The following is a 24,879-nucleotide window of genomic DNA, read 5'->3' as shown; positions in this document are numbered from 1 at the left end:
TGCATCGCGCCTTGATACTTTAGCGTATGCTAAACAATCAGCAGCCGCTCGATCTGATGTTCCAGGCCCTGGGCGATCCCACGCGCCGGGCGATGGTCGAGCGCCTGAGCCGGGGCGCGGCGTCTGTCAGCGAACTGGCCCAGCCGCTGGACATGACCCTGTCGGCGGTTGTGCAGCACCTGGCCATTCTGGAAGGCAGCGGGCTGGTGAAGTCCGAGAAGGTCGGCCGTGTCCGCACCTGCCGGATCGAGCCGGACGCCCTGCAGGCTGTCGAGCGCTGGATCAACGACCGCCGCATCGGCTGGGAGCGCCGGCTGGACCGCCTGGGCGACTATCTGGCCCAGGGCGAAGACGACTGACAACCAAGGGAGAAGACCATGACGCAACGCTCCGTCACCCACGCCATATTCACCGTCGAGCGGACCTATCCCGCCTCGCCGGCGCGGGTGTTCAAGGCCTTCGCCGATCCCGTCGCCAAGGCCAAATGGTTCGGGGGTCCCGACGAGTGGGAAAAAGGGCCGTCGGAATTCGACTTCCGGGTCGGTGGTCGCGAAACCAGCATCGGCGGCCCCAAGGGCGGCGTGATGCACGCATTCAACTGCGTCTACCAGGACATCGTCCCCGACCAGCGCATCATCTACACCTACGACATGAAACTGGGTGACACGCGAATCTCGGTCTCGGTGGCCACCATCGAAATCAAACCGGACGGAACAGGAACCAAGCTGGTGATGACCGAGCAAGGCGCGTTCCTTGACGGTTATGACGACGCCGGCAGTCGCGAGCACGGCACCAACTGGCTGCTCGACAAGCTCGGTGAAAGCCTGTCAGGAGAGATGGCCTAGGCCGTCAGCGCAGGTGAGCTTGGCCGATGGATTTGAGCAGCTTCAGCGCCCGATCCTCGTCCAGGCCTTCCGGCGTGAAGGTGTCGAGACCCACCGCGTTCAGCGCCCCGACGTCCGCGGGCCCCAACTGCCGATGCGCCATGTTCCAGTCGCGGAACAGGCGCTTCTCGCCGGGCCCCTGCGCGACGGTCGTCACGTTGGTGTGGCGCGGATCCTGGCTGACGCGCGCGAAGGTCTGCTCGACTTCGCCTGCGGGGCCCTCCAGAAGCTGCAAAAAGCGATCGCCGCCCACCACCAGCAGGCCGGTGATGTCGGCGACGCGATTGTTCTGGATGGATTTGGCGACGATCGCCGTGGCGACTTCGCCCGATACGACACCGCCGGTGGACCGGCTAGCGTAGATCAATCTCATGAGACCGCGCGGACGGTCCTCGAACTCAATCATGCAGTGAAGCTCCCTCACCCCGGTTGAACGAGGACGCAGCAGAAAGGTTCAGCTAGAGCGCCGCGGCGATCTTCTCGGCCAGCGCCTTGAGCTCTTCGACATCGGCCATGCCATCGCCGTGCCGCCCCATCGCCTCGCCGTCGTAGCGGGGAATGATGTGGAAATGCAGGTGGAAGACCGTCTGGCCGGCGGGCGCACCATTGAACTGGGTGACGATGACGCCGTCGGGCTTCAGGGCGGCGGTGACGGCGGCGGCCGCCTTCTGGACCCCGCCGATCAGTCGCCCCAGGGTCTTGGCCTCCGCCTCCAGCAGGTTGCGGGCCTGGGAGGTCTTGGAGATCACCAACATATGGCCGCGCGCCTGCGGGAAGACGTCCATGAAGGCCAGGACCTGGTCGTCCTCGAACACCTTCACGGCCGGCATTTCGCCACGGATGATCTTGGCGAAGATGTTGTCCGGGTCGTAGGTTCCGTGAAGGCTCATGGCCCGTCTCCTTGTTTTGGAGCGGTCGTAGCAAACCAGGGGGGACGCGCAAGCCATGGGCAAGACCGGAGATGGCGAACACCTGACCGAGCGCCAGAAGAAATGGTTCGCCTCGGTCCAGGCCAGCCTCGAGCGCGACACCGGCAAGACCCTGGCCGAATGGGTGGAGATCGTCCGCCGCGACTGCCAGGAGACCAAGCCCGGCAAGCGCGTCGAATGGCTGAAGACGCACTACGGCCTGGGCGTCAATCGCTGCGCCCACATCCTGGGCGAGGCGTTTCCGTCGGAAGCCGGCTGGGACGATCCAGAGGCCTTACGCAAGACGCTGTGGACCGATCCGTCTTCGGCGGCGATCCTCGCGGCTGTGGAGGCGGCCGTCGCCGACTTCCCGGGCTTGGTCCATGGCCAGCGCAAGGCCTTCTCGGCGTGGTCCAACAAGGTGCAGTTCGCGGCGATCAAGCCGGTCAAGGGCGGGACGGCGTCGCTGGGCCTGGCCCTGACGCCCGACGCCTCCCCTCGCCTGGCGGCGCCAAGGAACGAAAGCTGGTCCGAGCGCCTGAAGGCCAAGATCGCCCTGGCCTCGCCCGCCGATGTCGACGACGAGGTGAAGGCGTTGCTGAAGACGGCCTGGGAGCGATCGTGACGGAACGCCCGGCCCGCCGCGTCGTTGGTCCTCCAAACGGAGGAACACCATGTCGAAAGAAGCCGATCTCGCCGCCAAGTTCTGGAAGGCGCTGAAGTCCGACCGCACCGTGATGCTGGGCCTGCCCGGCGATCCGGACGGCAAAGGCCAACCGATGACCGCGCAGTTCGAAGGTGATCACAGCGGACCGCTCTGGGTCTTCACCTCCGACGACAACGACCTGGTCGCATCGATCGGCGGCAGCGAGCGCGAGGGTCTGATCCAGTTCGTCTCGAAGGGTCACGACGTGTTCGCCACCGTCGAGGGTCAGGTCACCGTCGACACCGACAGCGCGACCGTCGAGCGCCTGTGGAATCCCTTCGTAGCGGCCTGGTACACGGGCAAGGACGACCCCAAGCTGCGCCTGCTGCGGTTCGAGCCCGGCCACGCCCAGATCTGGCTGAACGAGCACAGCCTGTTCGCTGGCGTGAAGATGCTGCTCGGCCGCGATCCGAAGCAGGACTACGAAGGCAAGGTCGCCGACGTCGAACTGAGCTAGTCGCCCTCGTGGCGGAACGGCGAATATTCCTCGCTGAGCATCGCCATGTCGTGCTCGACCGCCTCGCGCTCCCGTTCGAGATAGCGGGCGACGGGTTCGCGTAGGGCAGGGTCGGCGATCCAGTGGGCGGAATAGACCGCGCTGGGCAGATAGCCCCGGGCGATCTTGTGCTGTCCCTGGGCGCCGGCCTCGACGCGCGGGAGGCCCAGCCGGATCGCATGCTCGATGGCCTGGTAGTAGCAGAGCTCGAAGTGCAGGAACGGCACGTCCTCGGTGCAACCCCAGTGGCGGCCATAGAGGCAGTCTCGGCCCAACAGGTTCAGCGCACCGGCGATCCACGGACCGCCCGGCCGACGGGCCATCAGCAGGATAACCTTGTCGGCCATCCGCTCACCCAGCAGTGAGAAGAACCGGCGGTTCAGATAGGGCCGCCCCCACTTGCGGCCGCCGGTGTCCATGTAGAAGCCGAAGAAGGCGTCCCAATGGACCTCGGTCAGTTCATCGCCGGTCAGGGCCACGATCTCGAGCCCGGCCTGGGCGTCGCGACGCTCGCGGCGGATGGTCTTGCGACGGTTGGACGACAGGGCCGCCAGGAAATCGTCGAAGGTGGCGTAGCCTGCGTTTTCCCAGTGATACTGCTGGTCCTGCCGCTGCAGCATGCCCCGCTGGCCCATCCATTCCCACTCGGCGGCGTTGGGGAAGGTGACGTGCAGCGACGAGGCGTCCATGCGCTGGCACAGGGTCAGGGCTCCGCCCAGCAGCGCAGAGCGGCCATCGTCGAGGTCGACGTCCGGCCGCACGATCAGCCGCGAGCCCGTCACCGGCGAGAACGGCGAGGAGCACTGCAGCTTGGGATAGTAGCGCCCCCCTGCCCGCTCATAGGCGTCGGCCCAGGAATGATCGAAGACGTATTCGCCCTGACTGTGGGACTTCAGGTAAAGCGGCATGACCCCGGCCACGCCGCCGGCGTCGTCTTCGACCGACAGGTGCTGCGGCGCCCAGCCGGTGCGCGCGCCCACGCAGCCGCTTTCCTCAAGGATCGACAGGAAGTCGTAGCTGACGAATGGATCGCCGGTCGGGGCGGCGCAGGCGTCCCATGCTTCGCGGCCGATCTCGGCGATCTCGCGATGGACGCGAACCGCCGACGTCACCGAAGTCACGCCTCGAAGCCCTCGAAGATCAGGTTGTCGCAATGGTCGCTGACGGCGTCCCATTGCTCGGCAGAGCGCACGGTCCAGGCGATCACCGGCATGCCCTTGGCCCGGTAGACGTCGCCGCGGGCGCTGGGCAGCATGTCCAGCCCCAGGGCCAGGAAATCGGGTCGAGCGATCTCGACCTGCTCCAGCGCCGCCAGGGACTTGCGCATCTCCGGCGCCAGCTTTCGGGCGCTGTCGTCGTTCCAGCTGTAGCTGTCCAGGCCCCGCAGGATCTGCGGATGGTGGTCAGCGAACCAGGCGTGAGAATAGGGATTGAAGCCGATCACGGCGGTCGGGCCGTTGTGATCGATCAGGATCTCGGAGACGACCTTCTCCAGCTCGCCGACCTCGCCGAAGGGGGTCTTCAGCTCGATATAGACCATGGCCCGGTGACCGATCACCGTCAGGGCGTCAGCCAGGGTCGGGATGGTCTCGTCCGTGCCAGACAGCTTCAGCGCGCCCAGGTCGGCTGCGGTATGATCGCGCAGCCGGCCCTCGACGCCGGTCAGACGCTCCAGCCGGTCGTCATGGAACACCACGGCGTGGCCGTCGGCGGTGAGCTGCACGTCCAGCTCGATGGCGTAGCCCTTGGCGCAGGCGGCCTGGAAGGCGGCCAGCGAGTTCTCCGGCGCGCCGCCCGGCGTCCACAGGCCGCGATGGGCGATGGCCGGGTCGAACAGACGCTCCCAGGCCTCGCCGAACACCTCGGTCGCGGGACGCTCGTGCGCACGCATCAGCGAATCTCCACCACCGCGTCGACCTCGACCGCGAAGCCCAGCGGCAGGCGATAGACGCCGACCGCCGAGCGGGCGTGACGGCCTGCGTCGCCCAGCACCTCGACCATCAGGTCCGAGCAGCCGTTGACCACCTTGGGGATGTCGATGAAGTCGGGACCGGCCTGGACGAAACCGCCCAACTTGACCACCCGCACCACCCGGTCCAGGTCGCCGTCGCAGGCGGCCTTCATCTGAGCCAGCAGGTTGATCCCGCAAAGCCGCGCGGCGGCCTGGGCAGTCTCCAGGTCGACGTCGACGCCGACCGTGCCCCTGATGCCGCCCGAAGCGTCCAGCGAGATCTGGCCGGAGATGTGGACGAGGTTCCCGGAGCGGACGAACGGCACGTAGTTGGCCACGGGCGCGACCGGCTGCGGCAAGGTCACGCCAAGTTCGCTCAGGCGGGCTTCGATCGTCGACATCACGCACTCCGGTTTACGAGACGCCATGCTTAACGCCGCGTCCGGAGGGCACAAGAAAAAAGGCCCGAACCGTCGCCGGCTCGGGCCTTCTCAACTGGTGGTCGGACCCGCCTGGGCGGCTCCGGGGTCGCCTTAGCGGGCGGCCTGGAACTTCTCGACAGCGGCGCTGGCGCGTTCGTTCAGCGGCTTGATGGAGTCCTTGATCGAGGCCGAAACGATTTCCGAGGCCTTGCTCATCTGGGCGATGTAGCCTTCGAGGGCCGATTTGGCCCAGGCGGTCTGCAGCTCGACGGCTTCCTGCACGCTCTTGGCGGCGGCCAGCGACTTCACGGCGGCTACTTGGTCTTCGGCAGCCTTCTTCGAGTAGGCGAAGGTCTCGGCGCCCAGGGCTTCGGCGCCCTTGGTGGCGGCGGTCACCGAAGCGACGACGGCTTCCAGGTTCTTCTTCGAATGGGTGTTGGCTTCCGCCAGCGCGGCCAGCGACTTCTCGACGCCATCCTTGAACGCTTGGTTCGAGGCGGTGCTGAACTGCTCGACAGTGGTCTTGATGGTTTCGGCGGCGGCCATGGGGAGTCTCCTGGCAGTTTGGCGGGGCATGGCGAAGCTGTGCGAAGCAGCCCCATGCGCTTGGGACAACGCCGATTTGCCATGTTGCAGTGCAGCAGTCAACAAAATTGTGCAGCGCACCATGACCCTAGGGCAAGCTGAAGCACAGTCGCAACGCGCATGATTTTTCCGCACCCGCGACAACATCGCTCACCGGTTGTTTACTTTGGCTAAAGGCGGGTCAGTTCATGCTACTGGTACGCGTGTGGCGGTGCGGAACCGCTCAGTTCAAAAGTGACGGACGCTCATCGCATGTTCGCCAAGCTTCGCTCCGCCCGTACCGTACTCGCCACCGTCGGCCTGGTGCTGTCCTGCGTGATTGGCGCGCTGGTCCCGGCCAGCGCCTCGGCCCAGATCCCGTACCTGCAGATGAACGGCGCCGAGCCGAAATATGCGGCCATCGTCATCGACGCCAATTCGGGCGAAGTGCTCTATGACAAGCGCGCTGACAGCCCCCGCTATCCGGCGTCGGTGACCAAGGTCATGACGCTGTACCTGGCCTTCGAGGCGCTGAGCGAAGGCCGCCTGAAGCCCACCGACCGCGTCGTCATCTCGCCCCGCGCCGCCGCCCAGGCCCCGACCAAGCTGGGCCTGCCCGCCGGCGACAGCATCACCGTCGACGAAGCCATCCGCGCGATGACCGTGAAATCGGCCAACGACGTCGCCGTGGCCATGGCCGAGAAGCTGGCCGGCAGCGAGGCGCGTTTCGCCGCCCTGATGACCCTGCGCGGCCAGGAACTGGGCATGCGCAACAGCCGCTTCGTCAACGCCTCGGGCCTGCCCGACAGCCGCCAGATCAGCACCGCCCGCGACCTGGCCATCCTGTCGCGCGCGACGATGCGCGACTTCCCGCAGTACTATTCCTATTTCAGCATCAAGGGCTTCACGTTCCGTGGGAACTACGTCCGCGGCCACAACCGCCTGCTCGACAGCATGGACGGCTTCGACGGGCTGAAGACCGGCTACACCAACGCCTCGGGCTACAATCTCGCCGGCTCGGCCGTGCGCGACGGCCGCCGCCTGATCGCCGTGGTCCTGGGCGGCTCCTCGACCGCCTGGCGCGACAACAACATGGAAGACCTGCTGCTGACCGGCTTCGAGGTCCTCAAGCGCCGCGCCCGCGGCGACCGCACCACCATCGCCGCCAACCTCTATACCGACGAGCCGACCGGCCCGATCATGCGCCCGTCGGTCGAACAGGGCGACGGCGACCAGGCCGGCCTGAAGATCGTCCTGACCGAGACCCCCGCCCGCGCGCCGGTCAAGATCGCCCAGACCCTGAAGGCCGCCCAGGCCAAGACCGAGCCCAAGTCCGCGCCGAAGAAGGCCAAGGGCGAGTGGGCCGTGCAGGTCGGCGCCTTTAAGTCCAAGGGCCTGGCCAAGGAGCAGCTGTCGCTGGTTCGCGGCCGTTTCGCCAAGTTCGTGGCCGACGCCGAGGGCGCGGTCGAGGGCGCCGCCGGCGGCGCGTTCCGCGCCCAGTTCCAGGGCCTGACCGCCGAAGCCGCGCGCAGCGCCTGCGCCGCGATCAGCGCCAAGCGCCAGCCCTGCATGGTGCTGTCGCCGCGCTGAGGCGCCTGTCTTTCGAAACTCGGATCGAGCCCGGAGCGCCCAGCGTTCCGGGCTTTTTTGTTGCGTGTCAGGCTGGATCGACATTCAGGCTCCTCCGATGAGGCCCTTGGGGCCGCCTCGACAGGGTTAGGGTCAGGACATGCGTCCGCCGCTTCACGCGGGAACCGCTGAAGGATTGGAAAGGGTCGCGGAGCGTCCGGACGACGTCCGGAGTGGAAATAGAAATACCGTTTCGACGAAACCGTCCGCTCCGCGCCATCGTTATCCGCCAGCCTCCCGTCGGGTGGCCCTATTCGGGCCTTACCGGGACCCGAGCTCTTCCGTTTCCGCAAGCGCCCGACGGTCGAAGAGGACGGGCTTTCAGCCAGACACGCCCCTTTGCCTTCAACCACGCCGACGGCGGGCGGACCTGGCCAGCAACCAGGTCCCCGGACACGGCCGAGTATCCCCCTCGACCCCAGTCCCGCTCGATCGCACCCCGCCGCCGCTTCGGTCGCTGGCCTAGCGCCCTTTCCTCGCGACGAGGTGAAGTCAGAATACGGGAAGGCTCGGCGCATCCGATACGAAGGCGGCTATCCCCGCGCTCGAGACACAAAAGTCGGTCATCACCCGGCTTGTCCGGGTGACCCAAGCCGAGGTCGAAGTCCGACCAAAGGTCAGCGACTACAGCCGCCGGCGCCGCTTGGGTCCTCCGCATGAAGCGGGGGATGACGACGGTGTGTGGTTTGGTTGAGATCCTCAGCGGATCATCTGTCCACCAATCGTCACGCTCCCAACGCCCGCGCTCGCGCGCCTAGCGCTTCAGCAACCGATCCCGCGCCGCGTTGAGCTGCGCCGCCAGCCCCGCCGTGCCGCCCTTGTCGGGGTGGGCCAGGCGGATCAGGCGGGCGTGGGCGGCGCGGATCTCCTCGGCGGTGGCGTCGGGGCCGACGCCGAGGATCGAGCGGGCCTCGGTCAGCGAGGGCCCCGAGACGGCGGGCGGCGCGGCCTTGCCGATCGAGGCGCGGCGACGGGCTTCCGAGGCGCTCCACAGGCCGACGATGCCCAGGACGATGCCCGTGCCCCAGCTGCCGCGAATGGTGGTGTAGGCGGCCGCCGCGAAGGCGGCCAGGGCGGCCACGCCGGCGCCGACGCGCCAGCCGTCCCCCTTCACGAGCGGACGCTTGCCGCCCCAGAACACCAGGGCCAGGACGGCCGCGCCAAGCAACAGATAGATCATTTCAAACCCGGAACGCGCTCAGGCAACCCCCGAGGGGCCCCTACTGAGCGGCGAGCAGAGTTTCCCCGGAATAGGCCGAAAGACCAAGCGAATGCATCAGGGCGCGAAGCTCCTGACGCGCCGCCAGGTGCTGCAGCGACACCGGCACCGGGCGAACCTGCGGCGACAGGTCGGCGATGGTCAGGCCGAACGGGAACAGCTCGCGATAGATCACCCGGTCGCGCAGGCCGGGGCCCATGCGGAAACCGACGCGCTTGGCCAGGGCCGTCAGACGGTCCTCCAGGCGCTTGCGGTTGCGAGCCTCGGTGGTGGCCAGGCGATTGCGCAGCACCACCCAGTCCAGGGCCTGGCGCTGGCCGCTCATGGCGCGCGCCTTGCGGGCTTCCCAGACCGACTGCGAGTAGAGGCTGGGCGTCGTCAGCTCCATAGTCACCGGATCGACGTGACCCAGCATGTCGAAGTCGACGAAGCTGTCGTTCATCGGCGTGACGATCAGGTCGGCGCGGCCATGGGCCAGACGCGAGATGGCGGTGTCGCCGCCGGGGGTGTCGATCAGGACGAAGTCGGCCTCTTCCAGCCCCTTGGCGAAGGCGGCCTCGAAGCGGGCGATCTGCTCGGCTTCCGGCGCGGCGGCCAGGGCCACGTCGTCGTCGCTGAGTCGCAGTTGGATCGGCTCCGGCAGCGGGAGCTTCTTGTCGGCCAGCCAGGCGCGACGGTTCTCGAAGAACCGCATCGAGGTGCATTGGCGCAGGTCGAGATCGATCACCGCCACCTTGGCTCCGCCGTAAAGCAGGGCCGTAACCAGGTGGACGGCGATGGTCGACTTGCCCGCCCCGCCCTTTTCGTTCCCAACGACGATCACGCGCGTATCGGCCATGAACTCGCTCCTTCTGTCTCCGCGACTCAGGCGGATAACGAAACGTTAACACGGCCTCCAAGGCGCAGCCGAGCGGTCATGACGTTGATCCACAGGCCCTTTTGTCGCAGGGCCCGCCGCACCAAGCTTCACCGCAAGCGCTGCCGGAGCGGCAAGGTGGACGCCGCAGCGCCCCTCGGCCATAAGCCACGCCTGCGCATACAGGAGGCCGTAGATGCCCCAAACCTCACCGCTCATCGTCCGAACCGTCGCCGATCTCCGCGCCCAGGTGGCCGCCTGGAAGGCCGTCGGCGACGAGGTGGCCCTGATCCCGACCATGGGCGCGCTGCACGACGGTCACCTGACCCTGGTCAAGCTTGGCCAGACCAAGGCGCGGCGCACGGTGGCCAGCGTCTTCGTCAATCCCAAGCAGTTCGCGCCGCACGAGGACTTCGACGCCTATCCGCGCGGCGAGGCGCTGGACGCCGAAAAGCTGGCCTCGGCCGGCTGCGACCTGTTGTTCGCGCCCAACGCCGCGGAGATGTACGCGCCGGGCTTCTCGACCGCGATCACCGTCTCGGGCGTGTCCGAGCCCCTTGAAGGCGCTGCCCGGCCGCAGTTCTTCGGCGGCGTCGCCACCGTGGTCGCCAAGCTGCTGATCCAGTGCCAGGCCGACTACGCGATCTTCGGCGAGAAGGACTACCAGCAACTGCAGGTGATCAAGCGGCTGGTGAAGGATCTGGACCTGCCGGTGGAGATCGTCGCGGCTCCGACCGCGCGGGCCGAGGACGGCCTGGCCCTATCGTCGCGCAACGCCTATCTCAGCGCCGACGAGCGGGCCGTCGCGACCGCCCTGCCCCAGGCCCTGAAAGCCGTCGCCAAGGCCGTGGCGAACGGCGGTCGGATCGACGAGGCGGAAACCGCCGGCAAGGCCGCCCTGACGGCCGCCGGCTTCGGTCAGATCGACTATCTGGACGTGCGCGAGGCCTCGGACCTGTCGAAACTGGGACCCGGCCCTATCGGCGAGGCGCAGGGCAGAATCCTGGTGGCCGCGTGGCTGGGCAAGACCCGCTTGATCGACAACATGCCGGTGGTCTAGCCCACCGGCCGCAGCACGATCGCCAGGGCGACCATCAAGCCCATGAACAGCACCGTGACGCCCAGGGCGGCAAAAGCGGCTTTCATCGTGTCCCTCCTGTAACCGTGAGGATGGGACACCCGCTCAGGTTGCCAGATCGCTAACGGATCGCCTTCAGGTCACCACGCGCCCAGTTCGCGCAGTTGGCGTGCCAGGTCCAGCGGCAGGTCGGCGGCTTCGCCCTCGCTGAGATCCGCCGGGACATCGGCGTCCGGCAGGTAGCGCCAGCCCTGGAAGGCGCGGCGCGGGGTGGGAACCACGCGGATGATCGACGGATCGACCGTCACCTCGCAGCGCTTGGCCGCGCCCTCGCCGATCGTGTCGATGGCCAGGATCTTTTGGCGACACAGGATCTGACCCTTGAACACGCGGTACAACGAGCCGCCGTCCAGCACCTCGTCGAGGCGCTTGGGCGTCATGCGTGTGTGCATGATCCAGGGGCGATCGCTTTCCTTGTGCCAGTCCAGAAGGTCGTCGATCGTGTCGCAGCCGACGACCAGCTTGATGATGTGCAGGGCCATGGCCGGGTGATAGCGCGCGGGGGCCCTGGCGGGAAAGGGCCGTTTCAGCGCGTCGGCCGCGATCCGCATGACAACGCTATCACTCGCCGTTGCGGCGCAGCTTCGGCGGGTGCTATCGAAGGCGATTGGGGAAGAACGGCGACCGCGAACATACGCGGCGTCCAAGGGGGCTCTAGATGCACGCGGCGATGAATACGTCCGAAATTTTCCTGATCGCGATGCTGATCATCTTCGCGGTCCCGTACCTGGTCTGGCGACTGTTCCGAACCGAATATTACGCACCCCTGGTAGTGGTTCAGATCATCGGCGGCATCATCCTGGGGCCCGGCGTGCTGGGCCACCTGTTCCCCGACTATTACGGTTTCGTCTTCAGCAAGCCGGTGATCGCCGCGCTGAACGGCATCGCCTGGTGGGCGGTGATGATCTTCGTCTGGGTGGCGGGGATCGAGCTGGACCTCAAGCAGGCCTGGACCCTGCGCAAGGAGACGGGGATCACGTCGGGCCTGGCCCTGGCCGTCCCGCTCTTGTTCGGCAGCGCGGCCGCCGTGGCCATGCTGCGCTACAGCGGCTGGGCCGGGCCCAAGGGCGCGCACTGGCAGGTGGTGCTGGGCATCGGCATGGCCTGCGCCGTCACCGCCCTGCCCATCCTCGTGCTGTTGATGGAGAAGCTCGAGATCCTTCGCCAGCCGCTGGGCCAGCGCATCCTGCGCTACGCCAGCATGGACGACGTGGCGATCTGGGGCGTGCTGGCGCTGATCCTGCTCGACTGGGAGCGCGTGGGTCGCCAGGCGGGCTTCCTGGTCGCTTTCGCGCTGGCCGCCTTCGCCATCCGCAAGCTGATGGTCCGCATTCCGGAGAAAGACCGCTGGTATGTCGGCCTGATCTGGCTGGCGGCCTGCGGCTTCGCAGCGGACTGGGCCGGCCTGCACTTCATGGTCGGCGCGTTTCTGTCCGGCGCGGTTCTGGACTCGACCTGGTTCAATCAAAAGCAGATGGACGCCTTCCGCGACCACATCCTGCTGGCCGTGATGCCGGTGTTCTTTCTCAGCACCGGCCTGCGCACCCAATGGGACGTCGGCGGGCTGGCGGTGTTCGGCGCGGCGGCCCTGCTGCTGGTCGCCTCGGTGTCGGGCAAGCTGGCCGGCATCCACCTGGCCGGCAAGATCCTCAAATGGGAAAAGGGCGAGGCCTCGATCATCGGCTGGCTGTTGCAGACCAAGGCCCTGATCATGATCATCTTCGCCAACATCCTGCTGGACAAGCAGATCATCACCAACACGACCTTCACCGCCCTGCTGCTGATGGCGGTGAGCAGCACGATGCTGACGATCCCGATCGTCACGCCCAAGCTCAAGAAGCTGGGCGCGCTGGTGTCGAAGAGCCAGTAGCTGGAGCGCCGGCCGGCCGCCTAGGCGGCCGGCTCGAGCCTGGCCAGGACCACGCCCTCGCTGACCTGGCCGCCGGCCGTGGCCGACAGTTCGGCCACCACGCCGTCGAACGGCGCAGCCAGGGCGTGCTCCATCTTCATGGCTTCCAGCGTTAGCAGGGTCTGGCCCTTGATTACGCTCTGGCCGGCCTCGACGGCGACCGAGACGATCTTGCCCGGCATCGGCGACAGGATCGCGCCGTCCGAGGCCGCCATGTGGGCGCCGCCGGCTTGATAGCCGAACTCGAACTCCTGAACGTCGCCACCCTCGAACACCCGCAGCGGGCCCTCGCCATGCGCGCCCGGGAGCACGTCGACATCATCCAGCGCCCGGCCGTCCTCGACCGTGATGTCCCACGACCAGTCGTCGCCGCGTCCACCGGCCAGGGCGACCCGCAGCGGGACCTTCTTGCCATCGACACTCATCGGCAGGTTCATGACCGCGCGCGGGGCGTTGAGGCGGAATCCCAGCAATCGTGAGGGCGCACTCTCGAATGGATCGGCCTTGGACGTGTCGGCTTCCATGAAGCCCTCCAGGCGCTGGCCGATGGCGGCCAGGGTCGGGGCGTCGGAGAACGTCCGCTCGACCAGCTCGTCCAGCCGGGTCTCGATGAAGCCGGTGTCCACCAAGCCCTCGACGAAATCCGGGTGGCTGGCGCACTTGGCCAGGAAGGCGGCGTTGGTCTTGACCGGCCACACCTCGACCAGGCCGCAGGCCTCGGCCAGGCGGTGGGCGGCGTCCTCGCGGTCGACGCCGTGGGCGATGAGCTTGGCGATCATCGGATCGTAGAACGGCGTGACCTCACCGCCCTCCTCGACCGCGCTGTCGACGCGGACGTCGCCCTCGGGCAGGCGGAAGTGCTTCAGCTTGCCCGTCGACGGCAGGAAGCCGGTGACGGGGTTCTCGGCATAGAGGCGGGCTTCCATGGCCCAGCCGTCCAGCGTGATCTCGTCCTGCTCCAGCGGCAGGGGCTCGCCCGAGGCCACGAGCAACTGCCATTCGACCAGGTCCTGGCCGGTGACCATCTCGGTGACCGGGTGCTCGACCTGCAGCCGGGTGTTCATCTCCATGAACCAGATGCGGTCGGCGCGCAGGCCTTCGCTGGCGTCGGCGATGAACTCGACCGTTCCGGCCCCGACATAGCCCACGGCCTTGGCGGCTTTGACTGCGGCGGCGCAGACGGCCTCGCGGGTGGTCTCGTCCATGCCGGGGGCCGGAGCCTCCTCGATAACCTTCTGGTGGCGGCGCTGCAGCGAGCAGTCGCGCTCGAACAGGTGGACGACATTGCCGAAGCTGTCGCCGAACACCTGCACCTCGATGTGGCGCGGGCGGGTGACGTACTTCTCCAGCAGCACCCGGTCGTCGCCGAAGCTGGCCGAGGCCTCGCGCTGGCACGAGGCCAGGGCGGCTTCAAACTCAGCCGCCGCCAGCACCTTGCGCATACCCTTGCCGCCGCCGCCGGCCACGGCCTTGATCAGCACGGGATAGCCTATGGCGGCCGCTTCCTTGGCCAGGCGTTCGACCGACTGGTCCTCGCCCAGATAGCCTGGCGTGGTCGGCACGCCGGCCGCAATCATGACCTTCTTGGCGGCGTCCTTCAGGCCCATGGCGCGGATCGCCGAGGGCGGCGGACCGATCCAGACCAGGCCCGCGTCGAGCACCGCCTGGGCGAAGTCGGCGTTCTCGGACAGGAAGCCGTAGCCGGGGTGGATGGCCTCGGCCCCCATCTGCCGAGCGGCCGCCAGGATCTTTTCCGGAACCAGATAGCTCTCCCGCGCCGGGGCCGCGCCGATCAGGATGGCGGCGTCTGCCTCCATCACGAACGGCGCGTCGGCGTCCGCCTCGGAATAGACCGCGATGGTTCGCACGCCCAGCTCGCGCGCTGTGCGGATGATCCGGCGGGCGATTTCGCCGCGATTGGCGATGAGGACGGAGGAGATCAAAGGCTGGGCCTACATCTGTGAAAGGGTGAAGAGCATCAGGCCGACCACCAGGAAACCGAAGGCCGTCACGCTCATCATCCAGACGATGAACGTCTTGAGCACGGCGCCGAAGATGCCGGAGCCGTAACCGCCGCGCAGGGTCTGGAAGAGGTTGATCGGCACCCACAGCGAGAGGATGCCAAACGCGGTCGGCCAAGCCGCCATCGGCAGCACCATGCAGAACGCATTGGTCAGGAATGAGAATGACAGCAGGTTGGTGGCCACCAACAGGTGGTCGTAGATGAAGTACTGGCGACGGTTTACATACACGAGCGCCAGGCTGAGACCGATGATCGGCAGCAGCAATACGGCCAGGCGGTGGGCCCAGCCGAACATCACCAGCAGGAAATAGTCGGGATTGGCGACAGCCTTTGCCAGGCCTTCCTTCCAGCTGCCCAGCGCCTCCGCGTTGGACGCGTGCTTCCCGCTCGGTGCGTGACCCTGCTCGGCAACCTTGGCCTTGACCTCGGCCTGCTGGTTCTCGCCGGGCACGACGACGTTGAAATGCTGACCCGCGATCTGGGCGTCGGCGATCTTGTTGGCGTCGGCTTGCAGCGTCTCCGGGCTCTGGAAGTCCAGGCTGCGGATTTGCTCGGCGGCGTTAGCGTTGCGGCCGTGAAGCTTGGCTAGCGCCTCGGCGCCGGCGTTGGGATTGTTCTGCAGGGCGTCGGCGGCCGCGACCTTCTTGGCGTAGCGGTCCTGCGCCTTCTGGACGTCAGCGGCGTATTCCGCGGCGATCTTGACCTTATCGGCGCCCTCTTCCTTGAGCGCCTCGTCTCGGCCCGTGGCGAGGTCCTTCAGGCGCTCATCACGAACCTCGGTGGCGTCCTTGCGGATCTCGTCGGCCTTGACCTTGCGGCCTTGCGGCGTGGTCAGCGCCTCGGCCGCCTTCTCGTCCTTCAGCTCCTGCGTATGCCGGATGCCGTGGATTGCGTGCTCAGCAGCGAAGATAAACAGCAGCAGAGCCACCAGGAAGGTGCGGAACGGCGGCACGTGCCGCACGATTCGGCCTTCCATGTAGTCCTTGGCCAGCTTGCCTGGCTTGAAGAACAGCAGCGGCAGGGTGTTGGCCAGGCGGCCATCGAGGTGGAACATCCCCTCGATGGCCTCCCAGATCAGGTGCAGGATCGAGCGGTGATGGGTGTCGGCGTTCTGGCCGCAGGAGTAGCAGTACCAGCCTTCCAGGGGCGTCGCGCAGTTCTTGCAGAGCTCCCCCTGCTTGTCGAAGGGATGCCGTTTCTTGGGGCGGAAGACGTCCGTGATGGAGTCCGCCGCCGCCGCTTCGAGTTCGCCCGTCATTCCGCCCCCTGAATCGCGCCTAGATTGACCAGGCGGGTTTACGACGCGCGAGGAAAGCGCGCACGCCTTCTTGGCCCTCTTCGGACACACGGCGGCGCGCGATGCGCTTGGCGGTCTCCTCGATCAGGCCGCGGTCGATTTTTTGGTCAGTGAAGTCGTTGACCAGGGCCTTGGCGTCGCCGATCGCGCCGGGAGCGCACACGACCATCTCCTCGATCAGGGCGTCGCGCGCCGCTTCCAGGCCGGCGGCGTCGTCGAACACCTCGTCGACCAGGCCATAGCTCCAGGCGGCGTCGGCGTCGAACACCCGGCCGGTGGCGAACAGCAGCTTGGCGGTGCGTGGACCGAGCGCCGCGATCACGTAGGGGCTGATGGTCGCCGGCGTCAGGCCCAGCTTCACTTCCGAGAAGCTGAAGGCCGCGTCAGCGGTGGCCATGGCGTGATCGCAGGCCGCGACCAGGCCAGCGCCGCCGCCATAGGCCGGTCCCTCGACCAGGGCCACGGTCAGGGCGGGCACGTCGTGCAGGGCCTTGAGCATGTGGGCCAGGCCCAGGGCGTCGAGGCGATTGTCGTCTTCGCTGGCGTCGACGGCGCCGGCCATCCAGGTCAGGTCGGCCCCGGCGCTGAACACGCCGCCCACGCCGCGCAGGAACACCACGCGCACGCCCTCGGCGCCATGCAGGGTCTCGAAGGCCTCGCGCAGGGCCGCGATGGTCTCGGCGTCGAAGGCGTTCTTCTTGTCGGCGCGATTGATCCACACCGTGACGGCGCCCTCGGGGGTGCTCTCCAGGTGAACCAGCGGGCTCATGGTGTCGGTGTCGGGCACTTCGACAAGGGGATCGGCGATAGGATTGGTCATTGGTCTTGGCCTTCCTGAGGTCTGGCTAAGCAATACATCACATGCGGTCGCAACGGATGATCCAGCGCAAGGCCGGGGTGGTCGAAGTCCCGCCCCTCGTCGCGCGAAAAGCCCAGCCGTTGCATGACCGCCTGGGACCGAACGTTCGAACGGGCCGTGAAGGCCAGGATTTCGTCTACGGTAAGTCGCGCGAAGCCGTCGGCCAGCACCGCCGGCATGACGCCGGAGACCAGGCCCCGCCCCACCGCATCGGTCCGCAGTCGCCACATGGCTTCGACGCCCTCGCCCCCGAACTCGCCGTCCAAGGTGTGGAGGCCCGCCGCGCCGACGGCCTCGTCCGCTTCGTCCAGCACAGCCCATATGCCCCAGCCGTTGTCCGCGACATGCGTCGACACCCGCTCGAAGGTCGCGCGGCTGCGCCCGGCGTCCATGGCGCCGCCCAGCCACTGGACGACCAGGGCGTCGCGGTTCAGCGCTTCCCAGGCCGGGAATAGCGCCTCGGTCCAGAGCGACAGGCGAGGATGCGGCGGGCTCGTCATGACTACATCCGGAAGACGCCGAACGTCGTCTCCGCGATCGGGGCGTTCAGGCTGGCCGAGATGGCCAGACCCAGCACGTCGCGGGTCTGGGCCGGGTCGATGATGCCGTCGTCCCAGAGACGCGCGGTGGCGTGATAGGGATTGCCCTCGTCCTCGTACTTCTGGCGAATGGGGGCCTTGAAGGCCTCGGCCTCGTCGTCGGTCCACTTGGCGGCGTCGCGATGGACCGTGGCCAGCACGCTGGCGGCCTGCTCGCCGCCCATCACCGAGATGCGGCTATTGGGCCAGGTGAACAGGAAGCGCGGGCTGTAGGCGCGGCCGCACATGCCGTAGTTGCCGGCTCCGAAGCTGCCGCCGATAAGCACGGTGAACTTGGGCACCTCGGCCGAGGCGACCGCCGTGACCAGCTTGGCGCCGTCCTTGGCGATGCCGCCGGCCTCGTACTTGCCGCCCACCATGAAGCCGGAAATGTTCTGGAGAAACACCAATGGAATCTTGCGCTTGCAGGCCAGTTCGATGAAGTGCGCGCCCTTCACGGCGCTCTCGGAGAACAGCACGCCGTTATTGGCCAGGATCGCCACCGGCTGGCCCCAGATGCGGGCGAAGCCGCAGACCAGGGTCGTGCCATACAGCGCCTTGAACTCGTCGAAGTGACTGTCGTCGACGATGCGGGCGATGACCTCGCGCACGTCGTAGGGCGCGCGGACGTCGGTGGGCACGATGCCGTATAGCTCCTCGGCGTCGTAGCGCGGCGGCTTGGTCTCGGTGATCACCAGTTCGGCCGGCTTGGTGATGTTGAGGTTGGCGACGATCGAGCGGACGATCTCCAGCGCGTGCTCGTCGTCATTGGCCACGTGGTCGACGACGCCGGAGCGACGGCCGTGGGTGTCGGCCCCGCCCAGTTCCTCGGCGCTGATGACCTCGCCCGTGGCGGCCTTTACCAGCGGCGGGCCGGCCAGGAAGATGGTGCCCTGGTCGCGGACAATGACGGTCTCGTCGCTCATGGCCGGCACATAGGCGCCGCCGGCGGTGCAGGAGCCCATGACGCAGGCGATCTGGGCGATGCCCGCCGCGCTCATCCGGGCCTGGTTGAAGAAGATGCGGCCGAAGTGGTCGCGGTCGGGGAAGACCTCGGCCTGGTGGGGCAGGTTCGCGCCGCCGCTGTCGACCAGATAGACGCACGGCAGGCGGTTCTGCTGGGCGATCTCCTGGGCCCGCAGGTGCTTCTTCACCGTCATCGGGAAGTAGGCGCCGCCCTTCACGGTGGCGTCGTTGGCGACGATCATCACCTCGCGGCCCGACACCCGGCCGATGCCGGTGATTACGCCCGCCCCAGGGGCCTCGCCGTCATAGAGATCGCAGGCGGCCAGCTGGCCGATCTCCAGGAAGGGAGAGCCGGGATCCAGCAGGCGCTCGACTCGCTGGCGCGGCAGCAGCTTGCCGCGCGCGACGTGGCGCTGACGGGTGGCCTCCGAACCGCCCAGCGCGGCCTTGGCCACTTCCTCGCGCAGGGTCTCGACCAGCTGGCGATTATGCGCCGCGTTACGGGCGAAGGTCTCGCCGGACGTATCGATAACGGAGTTCAGCTTCGGCATGAGCGAGGCATAACCTTTTCCACCCAGCGCTGGAAGACGGCATCTTTCGCCTCTCAACCAGCTTCAATTCGTAAAAACCGTCCGCCTTCTTCGGGCGTCGGGGTGCGACAGTCGGACGTAAGGCAGGCCAATGGTCAAGCCTGCCCTTACACGCTAGCGTCACCGCGTGGGAACGCCCTTGGACGCCTTCGACGACTCGGCGCTGGCGCGCCTGTTCGCCCGCGAGCGGCGCGACGGGGCGGCCACGTGGTTCTCGCTGCCCGGCGGCGCGACGCTGTATGCGCCCGGCGAGGACGCCGACCAAATGTATTTCCTCCGCACCGGCCGCCTGGGCGCCTTCCGCCGCGAGGAAGGCCAGGAGCCGCAGTTCCTGGGCGTCATCCGTCCGGGCGAGCCGGCCGGCGAGATGGCGCTGATCGGCGGCACGCCCCACTCGGCCAATCTGGTGGCCCTGCGCGACAGCGAGGTGCTGGCCCTGCCCCGCGCCGACTTCTTCGCGGCGGTCGAGGACGATCCGACCGTGATGCTGGACCTGTCGCGGCTGATGATCCGCCGCGCCCGCCAGGCCCAGACCCACGCGGCGATCGGCGATCCGTCGGTCTATGGCTTCATCGCCGTCGAGCCGGGCCCGGCCATCCGCCCCATCGTCGAACGCATCGCCCGCGCCATGACCGCCCTGGGCTATTCGGTCACCGTCGAGGGCGGCGAGTCCCTATTGGCGCCCACCGAGTGGTTCACCAATGTCGAGCGCGAGCATGACTTCGTCCTCTATGTCGCCGAGGCCGACGAGACCGCCTGGAAGCATGTGGTCGGCCGGCAGGTCGACCGCCTGTTCCGCATCGGGCGCGGCGATCATGTGCCGCCGGCCGCGATCCCGTCCTATGCCTCGGGACCCTTGCAGGCGCAGCGGCTGGTCGACCTGATCCTGCTGCAGTCGGCCAACCTCAAGCAGCCGGTCGGTTCGGAAGCCTGGGTGACGGCGACCCAAGCGGCCCGCCTGTTCCATCTGCGCGAGAACGGCATGGCCGACGTGCAACGGCTGGCCCGCGTGCTGACCGGACAGTCGGTCGGGTTGGTGCTGTCGGGCGGCGGCGCGCGGGCCTATGCCCATATCGGCGCGATCGAGGCCCTGCGCGAGCGCGGCATTCCCATCGACTTCGTCGGCGGCGCCTCGATGGGGGCGGTGATCGCCGCGGGACTGGCCATGGGCTGGGACGACGGCGAGATGGAGACCCGCATCCGCAAGGCATTCGTAGAGTCCAGCCCTGTCGACGACATCGCCTTTCCGATGGTGGCCATGACGCGCGGCGACAAGGTGCGCGCGCGGCTGGAGGAGCATTTCGGCGACATCCACATCAACGACCTTTGGCTGCCGTTCTTCTGCGTGTCGTCGAACCTGACCTCGGGCTCGTATCACCTGCATCGGCAGGGCTCGCTGCACGCGGCGCTGCGGGCCTCGATCTCCCTGCCGGGCGTGCTGCCGCCGGTCTGCGAGGATGGGGCGGTGCTGGTCGACGGGGCCGTGATGAAGAACTTCCCCGCCGATGTGATGCGCTCGATGCAGCTGGGGCCCATCGTCGGCGTCGACGTCACCCGAGGCCGCAGCATCACCGGCGACGACATTGTCACCCCGAGCTCGCTATGGAAGTGGATCTGGTCGGGCGAGTGGCGCAAGGGGCCGCCGATCGTGGCCCTGCTGATGCGCGCCGCCACGGTCTCGACCGGCCGCGACCTGGCCGCCAGCCGCGAGGCCTCGGACGTGCTGATCACGCCCAAGTTGGACAAGGTCGACATCCGCGACTGGAAGGCCTTCGAGCCGGCGGTCCTGGCCGGCAAGATCGCCGCCGCCTTCGCGCTGGACGGTCTGGACCGCGCCGTCACCGACCTGCGCCGCCGCCCCAGTCTGGCCGAACGGGCCCGTGGGCTGGTCAGTCCCGACGGGCGATGACGAACATCCGGGTGAACGGGAACAGCGTCACGCCGTCTGCCCGGCGCGGATAGTCGCGGGCCAGTCGCGACCGCCAGGCGTCCAGGAACGCGGCCTTCTCGGCCGGATCATCCAAGGCGTCGAGATAGGGCAGCAGGGTCGTTCCCAGGGTCCAGTCGACGATCGGGTCCTGGCCATGCAGGGCGTGCAGATAGGTGGTGGTCCAGATGTCGATCTCGGGACAGATTCGGGCCAGCCAGTCGTAGTAGTCGCGGGCGTCCTGGGTGTGGCGCACCCCCTCGATCCCGGCCAAGCGCGAAGCCCACGGTCCCGTCGCCACCACTTCGCCCAACGTCTCGCGCCAGGCCACGGCGTTGATCACCGGCATCTGGACGGCCAGCACGCCGCGCGGGGCCAGCGCCTTGGCCAGCCGCGGGATCAGGGTCTCGTGGCCGCCCACCCACTGCAGGGCCGCGTTGCTGAACAGTAGGTCGATAGGCTTGTCGGGCGCGAAGCCAGTGATGTCGCCCTGCACCCAGTCCACCCGCGCGCCAAGCCCCCTCGCCCGCTCCAGCATCTCCGGACTGGAGTCGAGACCGTGCACCGTCGCGCCCGGATGCCGGGCCGCCAGCAGCGCCGCCTGCTCGCCCAGGCCGCAGCCCAGGTCCCAGATCTCGCCCGGCGCCAGGTCGCGTGGCAGGGCCGTCAGCAGGTCCAGCGCCGGCCGCTCACGATAGGCTCGATACAGAGCATAGACGTCGGGATTCCAGGTCGGCATGCGCGAAGCTCCACGGTGCGACAAATGGCGCGGTCCGGAGCATCGCTACAGCCGATTCACCGCTTCCTTAATGGCAGATTCACCATATATCTAAGTTAGGTCCCCGACAGAGGGGCCTTAGGGAAGGACGCTTAGCCAATGCCTCGACCCGTCAAGCTTACGATGGCCATGGGCCGCGCCGCGAAGTCCGAGCGCGCGTTTTCACATCTCTCATACGGCGTGTACCTGCCGCGACCGATGATGATCGGCGCGACCTTGCTGTTCTGGACGGTGGTCCTGATCGGCCTGAAGCTGGTGCTGAACTAAAACCCGGCGCCGGGACCGCGGCTTCGCGTCGCGCGAATAGCCTCTTCCCACGCCACGAAATTCGCGCTCATATCGCCTTGTGTTGTTTCAACAGCTGAAAGGAGGTGATCCAGTGTCTCATTGTCTCACGCGGTCGCAAGTCGTGACCTGGAGCCTGAAGATCGAGGTATCCGCCTAGAGCGTTGAACCGCTTTAAGGTTTCGAGTCACGCCGTGCGATGCGGCAACGACGATGGAAGGGCCGTCCCAGACCGGGACGGCCCTTTTTCATTCCGCTAAAACTGTCATCCCGGCCAAGCGCGAAGCGCGCCGAGCCCGGACCGCCGGAAGCGCCGAGCCTGTGGCGGTCCCGGGTCTTCGCCCGGGATGACAGCCTCTTACGAACCCACCAGCTCCCGGCCGATCAGGAAGCGGCGGATCTCGTTGGTGCCCGCGCCGATGTCGTAGAGCTTGGCGTCGCGCAGCAGGCGCTCGACCGGCCATTCCTTGGTGTAGCCCGCGCCGCCCAGAGCCTGGATGGCCTCCAGGCAGGTCTTCACGGCGTTTTCCGAGGCCAGCAGGATCGCCCCTGCGGCGTCGAAGCGGGTGGTCTTGCCCGCATCGCAGGCCCGCGCCACGGCGTAGACATAGGCCCGGGCCGAGTTCAGGGCGACGTACATGTCGGCCACCTTGCCCTGCATCAGCTGGAACGAGCCGATCGCCTGGCCGAACTGCTTGCGGTCGCGGACATAGGGCAGGACCACGTCCAGGCAGGCCTGCATCAGGCCCAGCGGGCCGGCCGACAGCACGGCGCGCTCGTAGTCGAGACCGCTCATCAGCACCCCTACCCCGCCGCCGACAGGGCCCAGCACGTTCTCTTCGGGAATCTCGCAGTCCTCGAACACCAGCTCGGCGGTGTCGGAGCCGCGCATGCCCATCTTGTCGAGCTTCTTGCTGACGCTGAAACCCTTCATGCCCTTCTCGATCAGGAAGGCGGTGATGCCGCGATCGCTGGTCTTGGCGTAGACGACCAGCGTATCGGCGTGCGGGGCGTTGGTGATCCAGAACTTCGTGCCGTTCAGCACGTAGCGGTCGCCCTTCAGCTCGGCCCGCAGTTTCATCGACACCACGTCCGAGCCCGAACCGGCCTCGCTCATGGCCAGCGAGCCGACATGCTCGCCGCTGATCAGCTTGGGCAGGTAACGGTGTTTCTGTTCTGGCGTGGCCCAGCGGCGGATCTGGTTGACGCACAGATTGGAGTGCGCGCCGTACGACAGGCCCACCGAGGCCGAGGCGCGGGAAATCTCCTCCATCGCCACGACGTGCTCGAGATAGCCCAGGCCCAGGCCGCCGAACTCTTCCTCGACCGTAATGCCGTGCAGGCCCAGGTCGCCCATCGGCACCCACAGGTCGCGGGGAAATTCATTGGCCTCGTCGATCTGGGCGGCGCGCGGCGCGATCTTGTCGGCCGCGAAGCGGGCGGTGGTGTCTCGGATCGCGTCGGCCGTCTCGCCCAGCGCGAAGTCCATCGAGGGTGCGGAATTTGTCGTCATGCCCAATCCAATAGCATAAACGCCCGCGGATCAACGAGACCCGCGGGCGTTCATGCTCTCCAGCTCCACCGAAGTGGTTCTTATTCTTCGTCGAGGTCGTCCGGGCCCGCCAGCTTGCGCAGGAGCAGGTAGGCCGAAACCACGAAGCAGATCGCGCCGATCATGCTGGCGCCGTAGCCGAACATCTTGATCTGCGAGAAGCCCGGACCCGAGGCGACGGTGAGGATCCACAGGACCCCGCCGCCGAACATCGCCAGGCCCAGCACGCCCAGGCTGACCAGCAGGCTGAGATTGCCGAAGCGCGGGGTCTCGGGGTCCGAGAACGGCACGTCCAGCGAGGTCAGGGCCACGTCGTCGCTGGTCGAGAAGCCGTCGAGATTGAACACCGAGGGCGAAGCCCGGGTCGCGGTCTCGAACAGCGTCGGCTCCGGCGGCGGCGGCGGCGGCGGCGCGAACTCGACCGTCTCCACGACCGGGTCCGGACCGGGAAGCGGCTCGGGGGTCAGTTGGAACGGCGCGGGCGCGGCCGGCGCTTCGGGCTCGGCATAGAGCACCGCCGCGGGCGGGGCCGTGGCCGGGACCGGCGGCTCGGGCAACACCAGGTCGTCGCCCTTGGGGCTGGACTTGGGAGCCGGCGGCGCTTCGTCGGGCAGGATGGCGGCCAGGCGCGCGCCGACAGCGGCGGCGGCCTGTTCGCTGGCGGTCATGCCCTCGTCCGGAGCCATCGGCACGATCGGCGCGGGGCCGTCCTCGCGCTCGACGACAGTCCGGTCGCCCTCGACGCGGGTCGAGACGGCGGCCGGGGTCTGTTTCGGAACGGCGCAGCTGGCGTCGTAGTCGACCTTGGGCCGCAGCACGGGGCTGGGCGCGGCCACATAGACACCGTCGGGCGGGGTCAGGAACAACGACTTCTCGGCCGAGCGGCGGCGGACCAGCGCGTCGATGACGATGCGCTCGCCCTCGAAGTCGGCCTTGCGCCACATCTCCATGGCGCAGGCGGCCTGCAGCAGCGAGCCTTCGTTGATCCGGCGCAGCACGCCCGACCGCAGGAAGTTGTCCAGGCCGATGTTGAACGCGAAGCAGACCAGCGCGTCGAACTGGTTCTGGTTCAGCGGCGCGTAGGTCTGCTCGTTGACCGCGTGGGCCACCGAGATGAGATCGTAGAGAAGAAGGGCTTCGGCGTCTTTTTCCGAGACGGTCGCGCCACCGCGAGCGGTGAGCGTGTGACCGTAGCCAATCGTCCAGCGGCCATCAGGCAGCTGAGCGGCTTTCATTCGGTAGCCTTCGAATCTCTTGATGAGATCGACGGCGGCGCGGGAGACCTGATGACGCGGTTTCATCGCCAAGAATGACCCAGTTTGAGACAGACGCGGATGCGTTT

Annotated in this window: 27 protein-coding genes; 10 read left to right on the top strand and 17 right to left on the bottom strand. The window is 67.6% G+C overall.

Annotated elements, in window-relative coordinates:
- Positions 1-26: 26 nt before the first annotated feature.
- Together AC1RUS_RS05910 and AC1RUS_RS05905 are read left to right on the top strand one after the other, a co-directional pair.
- Complete coding sequence (locus AC1RUS_RS05910; protein WP_492913969.1) at positions 27-359, top strand: ArsR/SmtB family transcription factor; 333 nt, start codon at positions 27-29, stop codon at positions 357-359.
- An 18-nt stretch (positions 360-377) separates the two neighbouring features.
- Complete coding sequence (locus AC1RUS_RS05905; protein WP_492913968.1) at positions 378-845, top strand: SRPBCC family protein; 468 nt, start codon at positions 378-380, stop codon at positions 843-845.
- A 4-nt stretch (positions 846-849) separates the two neighbouring features.
- On the opposite strand, the gene AC1RUS_RS05900 is transcribed toward AC1RUS_RS05905, so the two are convergent.
- Positions 850-1,257: a BLUF domain-containing protein gene (locus AC1RUS_RS05900; RefSeq protein ID WP_492913966.1), complete on the bottom strand. Its 408-nt coding sequence runs from the start codon at positions 1,255-1,257 to the stop codon at positions 850-852.
- Between the two features lie 85 nt (positions 1,258-1,342).
- The gene (locus AC1RUS_RS05895) at positions 1,343-1,774 is read right to left on the bottom strand and encodes an HIT family protein (RefSeq protein WP_492913964.1); all 432 of its coding nucleotides are present in this window, start codon (positions 1,772-1,774) and stop codon (positions 1,343-1,345) included.
- 55 nt (positions 1,775-1,829) lie between these two features.
- On the opposite strand from AC1RUS_RS05895, the gene AC1RUS_RS05890 reads away from it, so the two are divergent.
- Both AC1RUS_RS05890 and AC1RUS_RS05885 read left to right on the top strand, forming a co-directional pair.
- Positions 1,830-2,417, top strand: coding sequence for a DUF4287 domain-containing protein (locus AC1RUS_RS05890; RefSeq protein ID WP_492913962.1), 588 nt, complete (start codon positions 1,830-1,832; stop codon positions 2,415-2,417).
- 49 nt (positions 2,418-2,466) lie between these two features.
- Positions 2,467-2,955 carry a pyridoxamine 5'-phosphate oxidase family protein gene (locus AC1RUS_RS05885; protein ID WP_492913960.1) on the top strand — a complete coding sequence of 163 codons (489 nt, stop codon included), beginning with the start codon at positions 2,467-2,469 and terminating at the stop codon, positions 2,953-2,955.
- Here the strand turns inward: AC1RUS_RS05885 and AC1RUS_RS05880 are convergent.
- From AC1RUS_RS05880 to AC1RUS_RS05865, 4 genes are all read right to left on the bottom strand, one after another.
- The gene (locus AC1RUS_RS05880; protein ID WP_492913958.1) at positions 2,952-4,169 is read right to left on the bottom strand and encodes a GNAT family N-acetyltransferase; all 1,218 of its coding nucleotides are present in this window, start codon (positions 4,167-4,169) and stop codon (positions 2,952-2,954) included. The two genes, AC1RUS_RS05885 and AC1RUS_RS05880, sit on opposite strands and share 4 nt — an antisense overlap.
- A complete protein-coding gene (locus tag AC1RUS_RS05875) occupies positions 4,112-4,885 on the bottom strand; it encodes a glycerophosphodiester phosphodiesterase (RefSeq protein ID WP_492913956.1) in 774 nt (257 codons plus the stop codon). Before AC1RUS_RS05875 ends, AC1RUS_RS05880 begins: the two co-directional genes overlap by 58 nt.
- On the bottom strand, positions 4,885-5,346 hold the full coding sequence (locus AC1RUS_RS05870) for a RidA family protein (RefSeq protein ID WP_492913954.1): 462 nt from the start codon (positions 5,344-5,346) through the stop codon (positions 4,885-4,887). Before AC1RUS_RS05870 ends, AC1RUS_RS05875 begins: the two co-directional genes overlap by 1 nt.
- A gap of 132 nt (positions 5,347-5,478) precedes the next feature.
- The gene (locus AC1RUS_RS05865; RefSeq protein ID WP_492913951.1) at positions 5,479-5,913 is read right to left on the bottom strand and encodes a phasin family protein; all 435 of its coding nucleotides are present in this window, start codon (positions 5,911-5,913) and stop codon (positions 5,479-5,481) included.
- A 291-nt stretch (positions 5,914-6,204) separates the two neighbouring features.
- Between AC1RUS_RS05865 and AC1RUS_RS05860 the strand changes: the two genes are divergently transcribed.
- Positions 6,205-7,521, top strand: a complete 1,317-nt coding sequence (locus tag AC1RUS_RS05860) for a D-alanyl-D-alanine carboxypeptidase family protein (RefSeq protein WP_492913949.1) — start codon at positions 6,205-6,207, stop codon at positions 7,519-7,521.
- A gap of 793 nt (positions 7,522-8,314) precedes the next feature.
- Here AC1RUS_RS05860 and AC1RUS_RS05855 read toward each other — a convergent pair.
- The gene (locus AC1RUS_RS05855) at positions 8,315-8,740 is read right to left on the bottom strand and encodes a J domain-containing protein (protein ID WP_492913947.1); all 426 of its coding nucleotides are present in this window, start codon (positions 8,738-8,740) and stop codon (positions 8,315-8,317) included.
- 40 nt (positions 8,741-8,780) lie between these two features.
- Positions 8,781-9,617: a division plane-positioning ATPase MipZ gene (gene mipZ, locus AC1RUS_RS05850; RefSeq protein ID WP_492913945.1), complete on the bottom strand. Its 837-nt coding sequence runs from the start codon at positions 9,615-9,617 to the stop codon at positions 8,781-8,783.
- A 214-nt stretch (positions 9,618-9,831) separates the two neighbouring features.
- Between mipZ and panC the strand changes: the two genes are divergently transcribed.
- Positions 9,832-10,695, top strand: a complete 864-nt coding sequence (gene panC, locus AC1RUS_RS05845; RefSeq protein WP_492913943.1) for a pantoate--beta-alanine ligase — start codon at positions 9,832-9,834, stop codon at positions 10,693-10,695.
- 158 nt (positions 10,696-10,853) lie between these two features.
- Here the strand turns inward: panC and AC1RUS_RS05840 are convergent, their stop codons facing one another.
- On the bottom strand, positions 10,854-11,255 hold the full coding sequence (locus AC1RUS_RS05840; protein WP_492914159.1) for a DUF1489 family protein: 402 nt from the start codon (positions 11,253-11,255) through the stop codon (positions 10,854-10,856).
- Positions 11,256-11,431: 176 nt separating this feature from the next.
- Here AC1RUS_RS05840 and AC1RUS_RS05835 point away from each other — a divergent pair, with 176 nt between their 5' ends.
- Entirely contained in the window at positions 11,432-12,643 is a 1,212-nt protein-coding gene (locus AC1RUS_RS05835; protein WP_492913941.1) for a cation:proton antiporter, read from the top strand.
- A gap of 20 nt (positions 12,644-12,663) precedes the next feature.
- Here the strand turns inward: AC1RUS_RS05835 and AC1RUS_RS05830 are convergent, their stop codons facing one another.
- From AC1RUS_RS05830 to AC1RUS_RS05810, 5 genes are read right to left on the bottom strand one after another with little or no spacing between them, the layout of a single operon-like run.
- On the bottom strand, positions 12,664-14,625 hold the full coding sequence (locus AC1RUS_RS05830; RefSeq protein WP_492913939.1) for an acetyl/propionyl/methylcrotonyl-CoA carboxylase subunit alpha: 1,962 nt from the start codon (positions 14,623-14,625) through the stop codon (positions 12,664-12,666).
- 9 nt (positions 14,626-14,634) lie between these two features.
- Positions 14,635-15,963, bottom strand: a complete 1,329-nt coding sequence (locus AC1RUS_RS05825) for a DUF3667 domain-containing protein (protein ID WP_492913937.1) — start codon at positions 15,961-15,963, stop codon at positions 14,635-14,637.
- Between the two features lie 19 nt (positions 15,964-15,982).
- Positions 15,983-16,822 carry an enoyl-CoA hydratase-related protein gene (locus tag AC1RUS_RS05820; RefSeq protein ID WP_492913935.1) on the bottom strand — a complete coding sequence of 280 codons (840 nt, stop codon included), beginning with the start codon at positions 16,820-16,822 and terminating at the stop codon, positions 15,983-15,985.
- The gene (locus tag AC1RUS_RS05815) at positions 16,819-17,361 is read right to left on the bottom strand and encodes a GNAT family N-acetyltransferase (RefSeq protein WP_492913933.1); all 543 of its coding nucleotides are present in this window, start codon (positions 17,359-17,361) and stop codon (positions 16,819-16,821) included. The genes AC1RUS_RS05820 and AC1RUS_RS05815 overlap by 4 nt, the downstream gene beginning before the upstream one ends.
- Positions 17,362-17,363: 2 nt before the next feature.
- Positions 17,364-18,956 (bottom strand): carboxyl transferase domain-containing protein, encoded by a 1,593-nt coding sequence (locus AC1RUS_RS05810; protein ID WP_492913931.1) that lies wholly within the window; start codon positions 18,954-18,956, stop codon positions 17,364-17,366.
- Between the two features lie 166 nt (positions 18,957-19,122).
- Here AC1RUS_RS05810 and AC1RUS_RS05805 point away from each other — a divergent pair, with 166 nt between their 5' ends.
- A complete protein-coding gene (locus AC1RUS_RS05805) occupies positions 19,123-20,904 on the top strand; it encodes a patatin-like phospholipase family protein (protein WP_492913929.1) in 1,782 nt (593 codons plus the stop codon).
- Here the strand turns inward: AC1RUS_RS05805 and AC1RUS_RS05800 are convergent.
- Entirely contained in the window at positions 20,885-21,661 is a 777-nt protein-coding gene (locus AC1RUS_RS05800) for a methyltransferase domain-containing protein (protein WP_492913926.1), read from the bottom strand. The two genes, AC1RUS_RS05805 and AC1RUS_RS05800, sit on opposite strands and share 20 nt — an antisense overlap.
- 138 nt (positions 21,662-21,799) lie before the next feature.
- Here AC1RUS_RS05800 and AC1RUS_RS05795 point away from each other — a divergent pair, with 138 nt between their 5' ends.
- Together AC1RUS_RS05795 and AC1RUS_RS05790 are read left to right on the top strand one after the other, a co-directional pair.
- The gene (locus tag AC1RUS_RS05795; RefSeq protein WP_492913924.1) at positions 21,800-21,967 is read left to right on the top strand and encodes a hypothetical protein; all 168 of its coding nucleotides are present in this window, start codon (positions 21,800-21,802) and stop codon (positions 21,965-21,967) included.
- A 94-nt stretch (positions 21,968-22,061) separates the two neighbouring features.
- Positions 22,062-22,145 (top strand): hypothetical protein, encoded by an 84-nt coding sequence (locus AC1RUS_RS05790; RefSeq protein WP_492914157.1) that lies wholly within the window; start codon positions 22,062-22,064, stop codon positions 22,143-22,145.
- A gap of 198 nt (positions 22,146-22,343) precedes the next feature.
- Here AC1RUS_RS05790 and AC1RUS_RS05785 read toward each other — a convergent pair whose 3' ends face one another.
- Both AC1RUS_RS05785 and spmX read right to left on the bottom strand, forming a co-directional pair.
- Positions 22,344-23,498: an isovaleryl-CoA dehydrogenase gene (locus tag AC1RUS_RS05785; RefSeq protein ID WP_492913922.1), complete on the bottom strand. Its 1,155-nt coding sequence runs from the start codon at positions 23,496-23,498 to the stop codon at positions 22,344-22,346.
- 80 nt (positions 23,499-23,578) lie between these two features.
- On the bottom strand, positions 23,579-24,838 hold the full coding sequence (spmX, locus tag AC1RUS_RS05780; RefSeq protein WP_492913920.1) for a lysozyme-family localization factor SpmX: 1,260 nt from the start codon (positions 24,836-24,838) through the stop codon (positions 23,579-23,581).
- Positions 24,839-24,879 lie beyond the last annotated feature (41 nt).

This window comes from Caulobacter sp. GW821-FHT10F06 (assembly GCF_058809215.1).
Note: the sequence above shows the minus strand (reverse complement) of the source record. Positions and strands in the feature narration are given on the sequence as shown.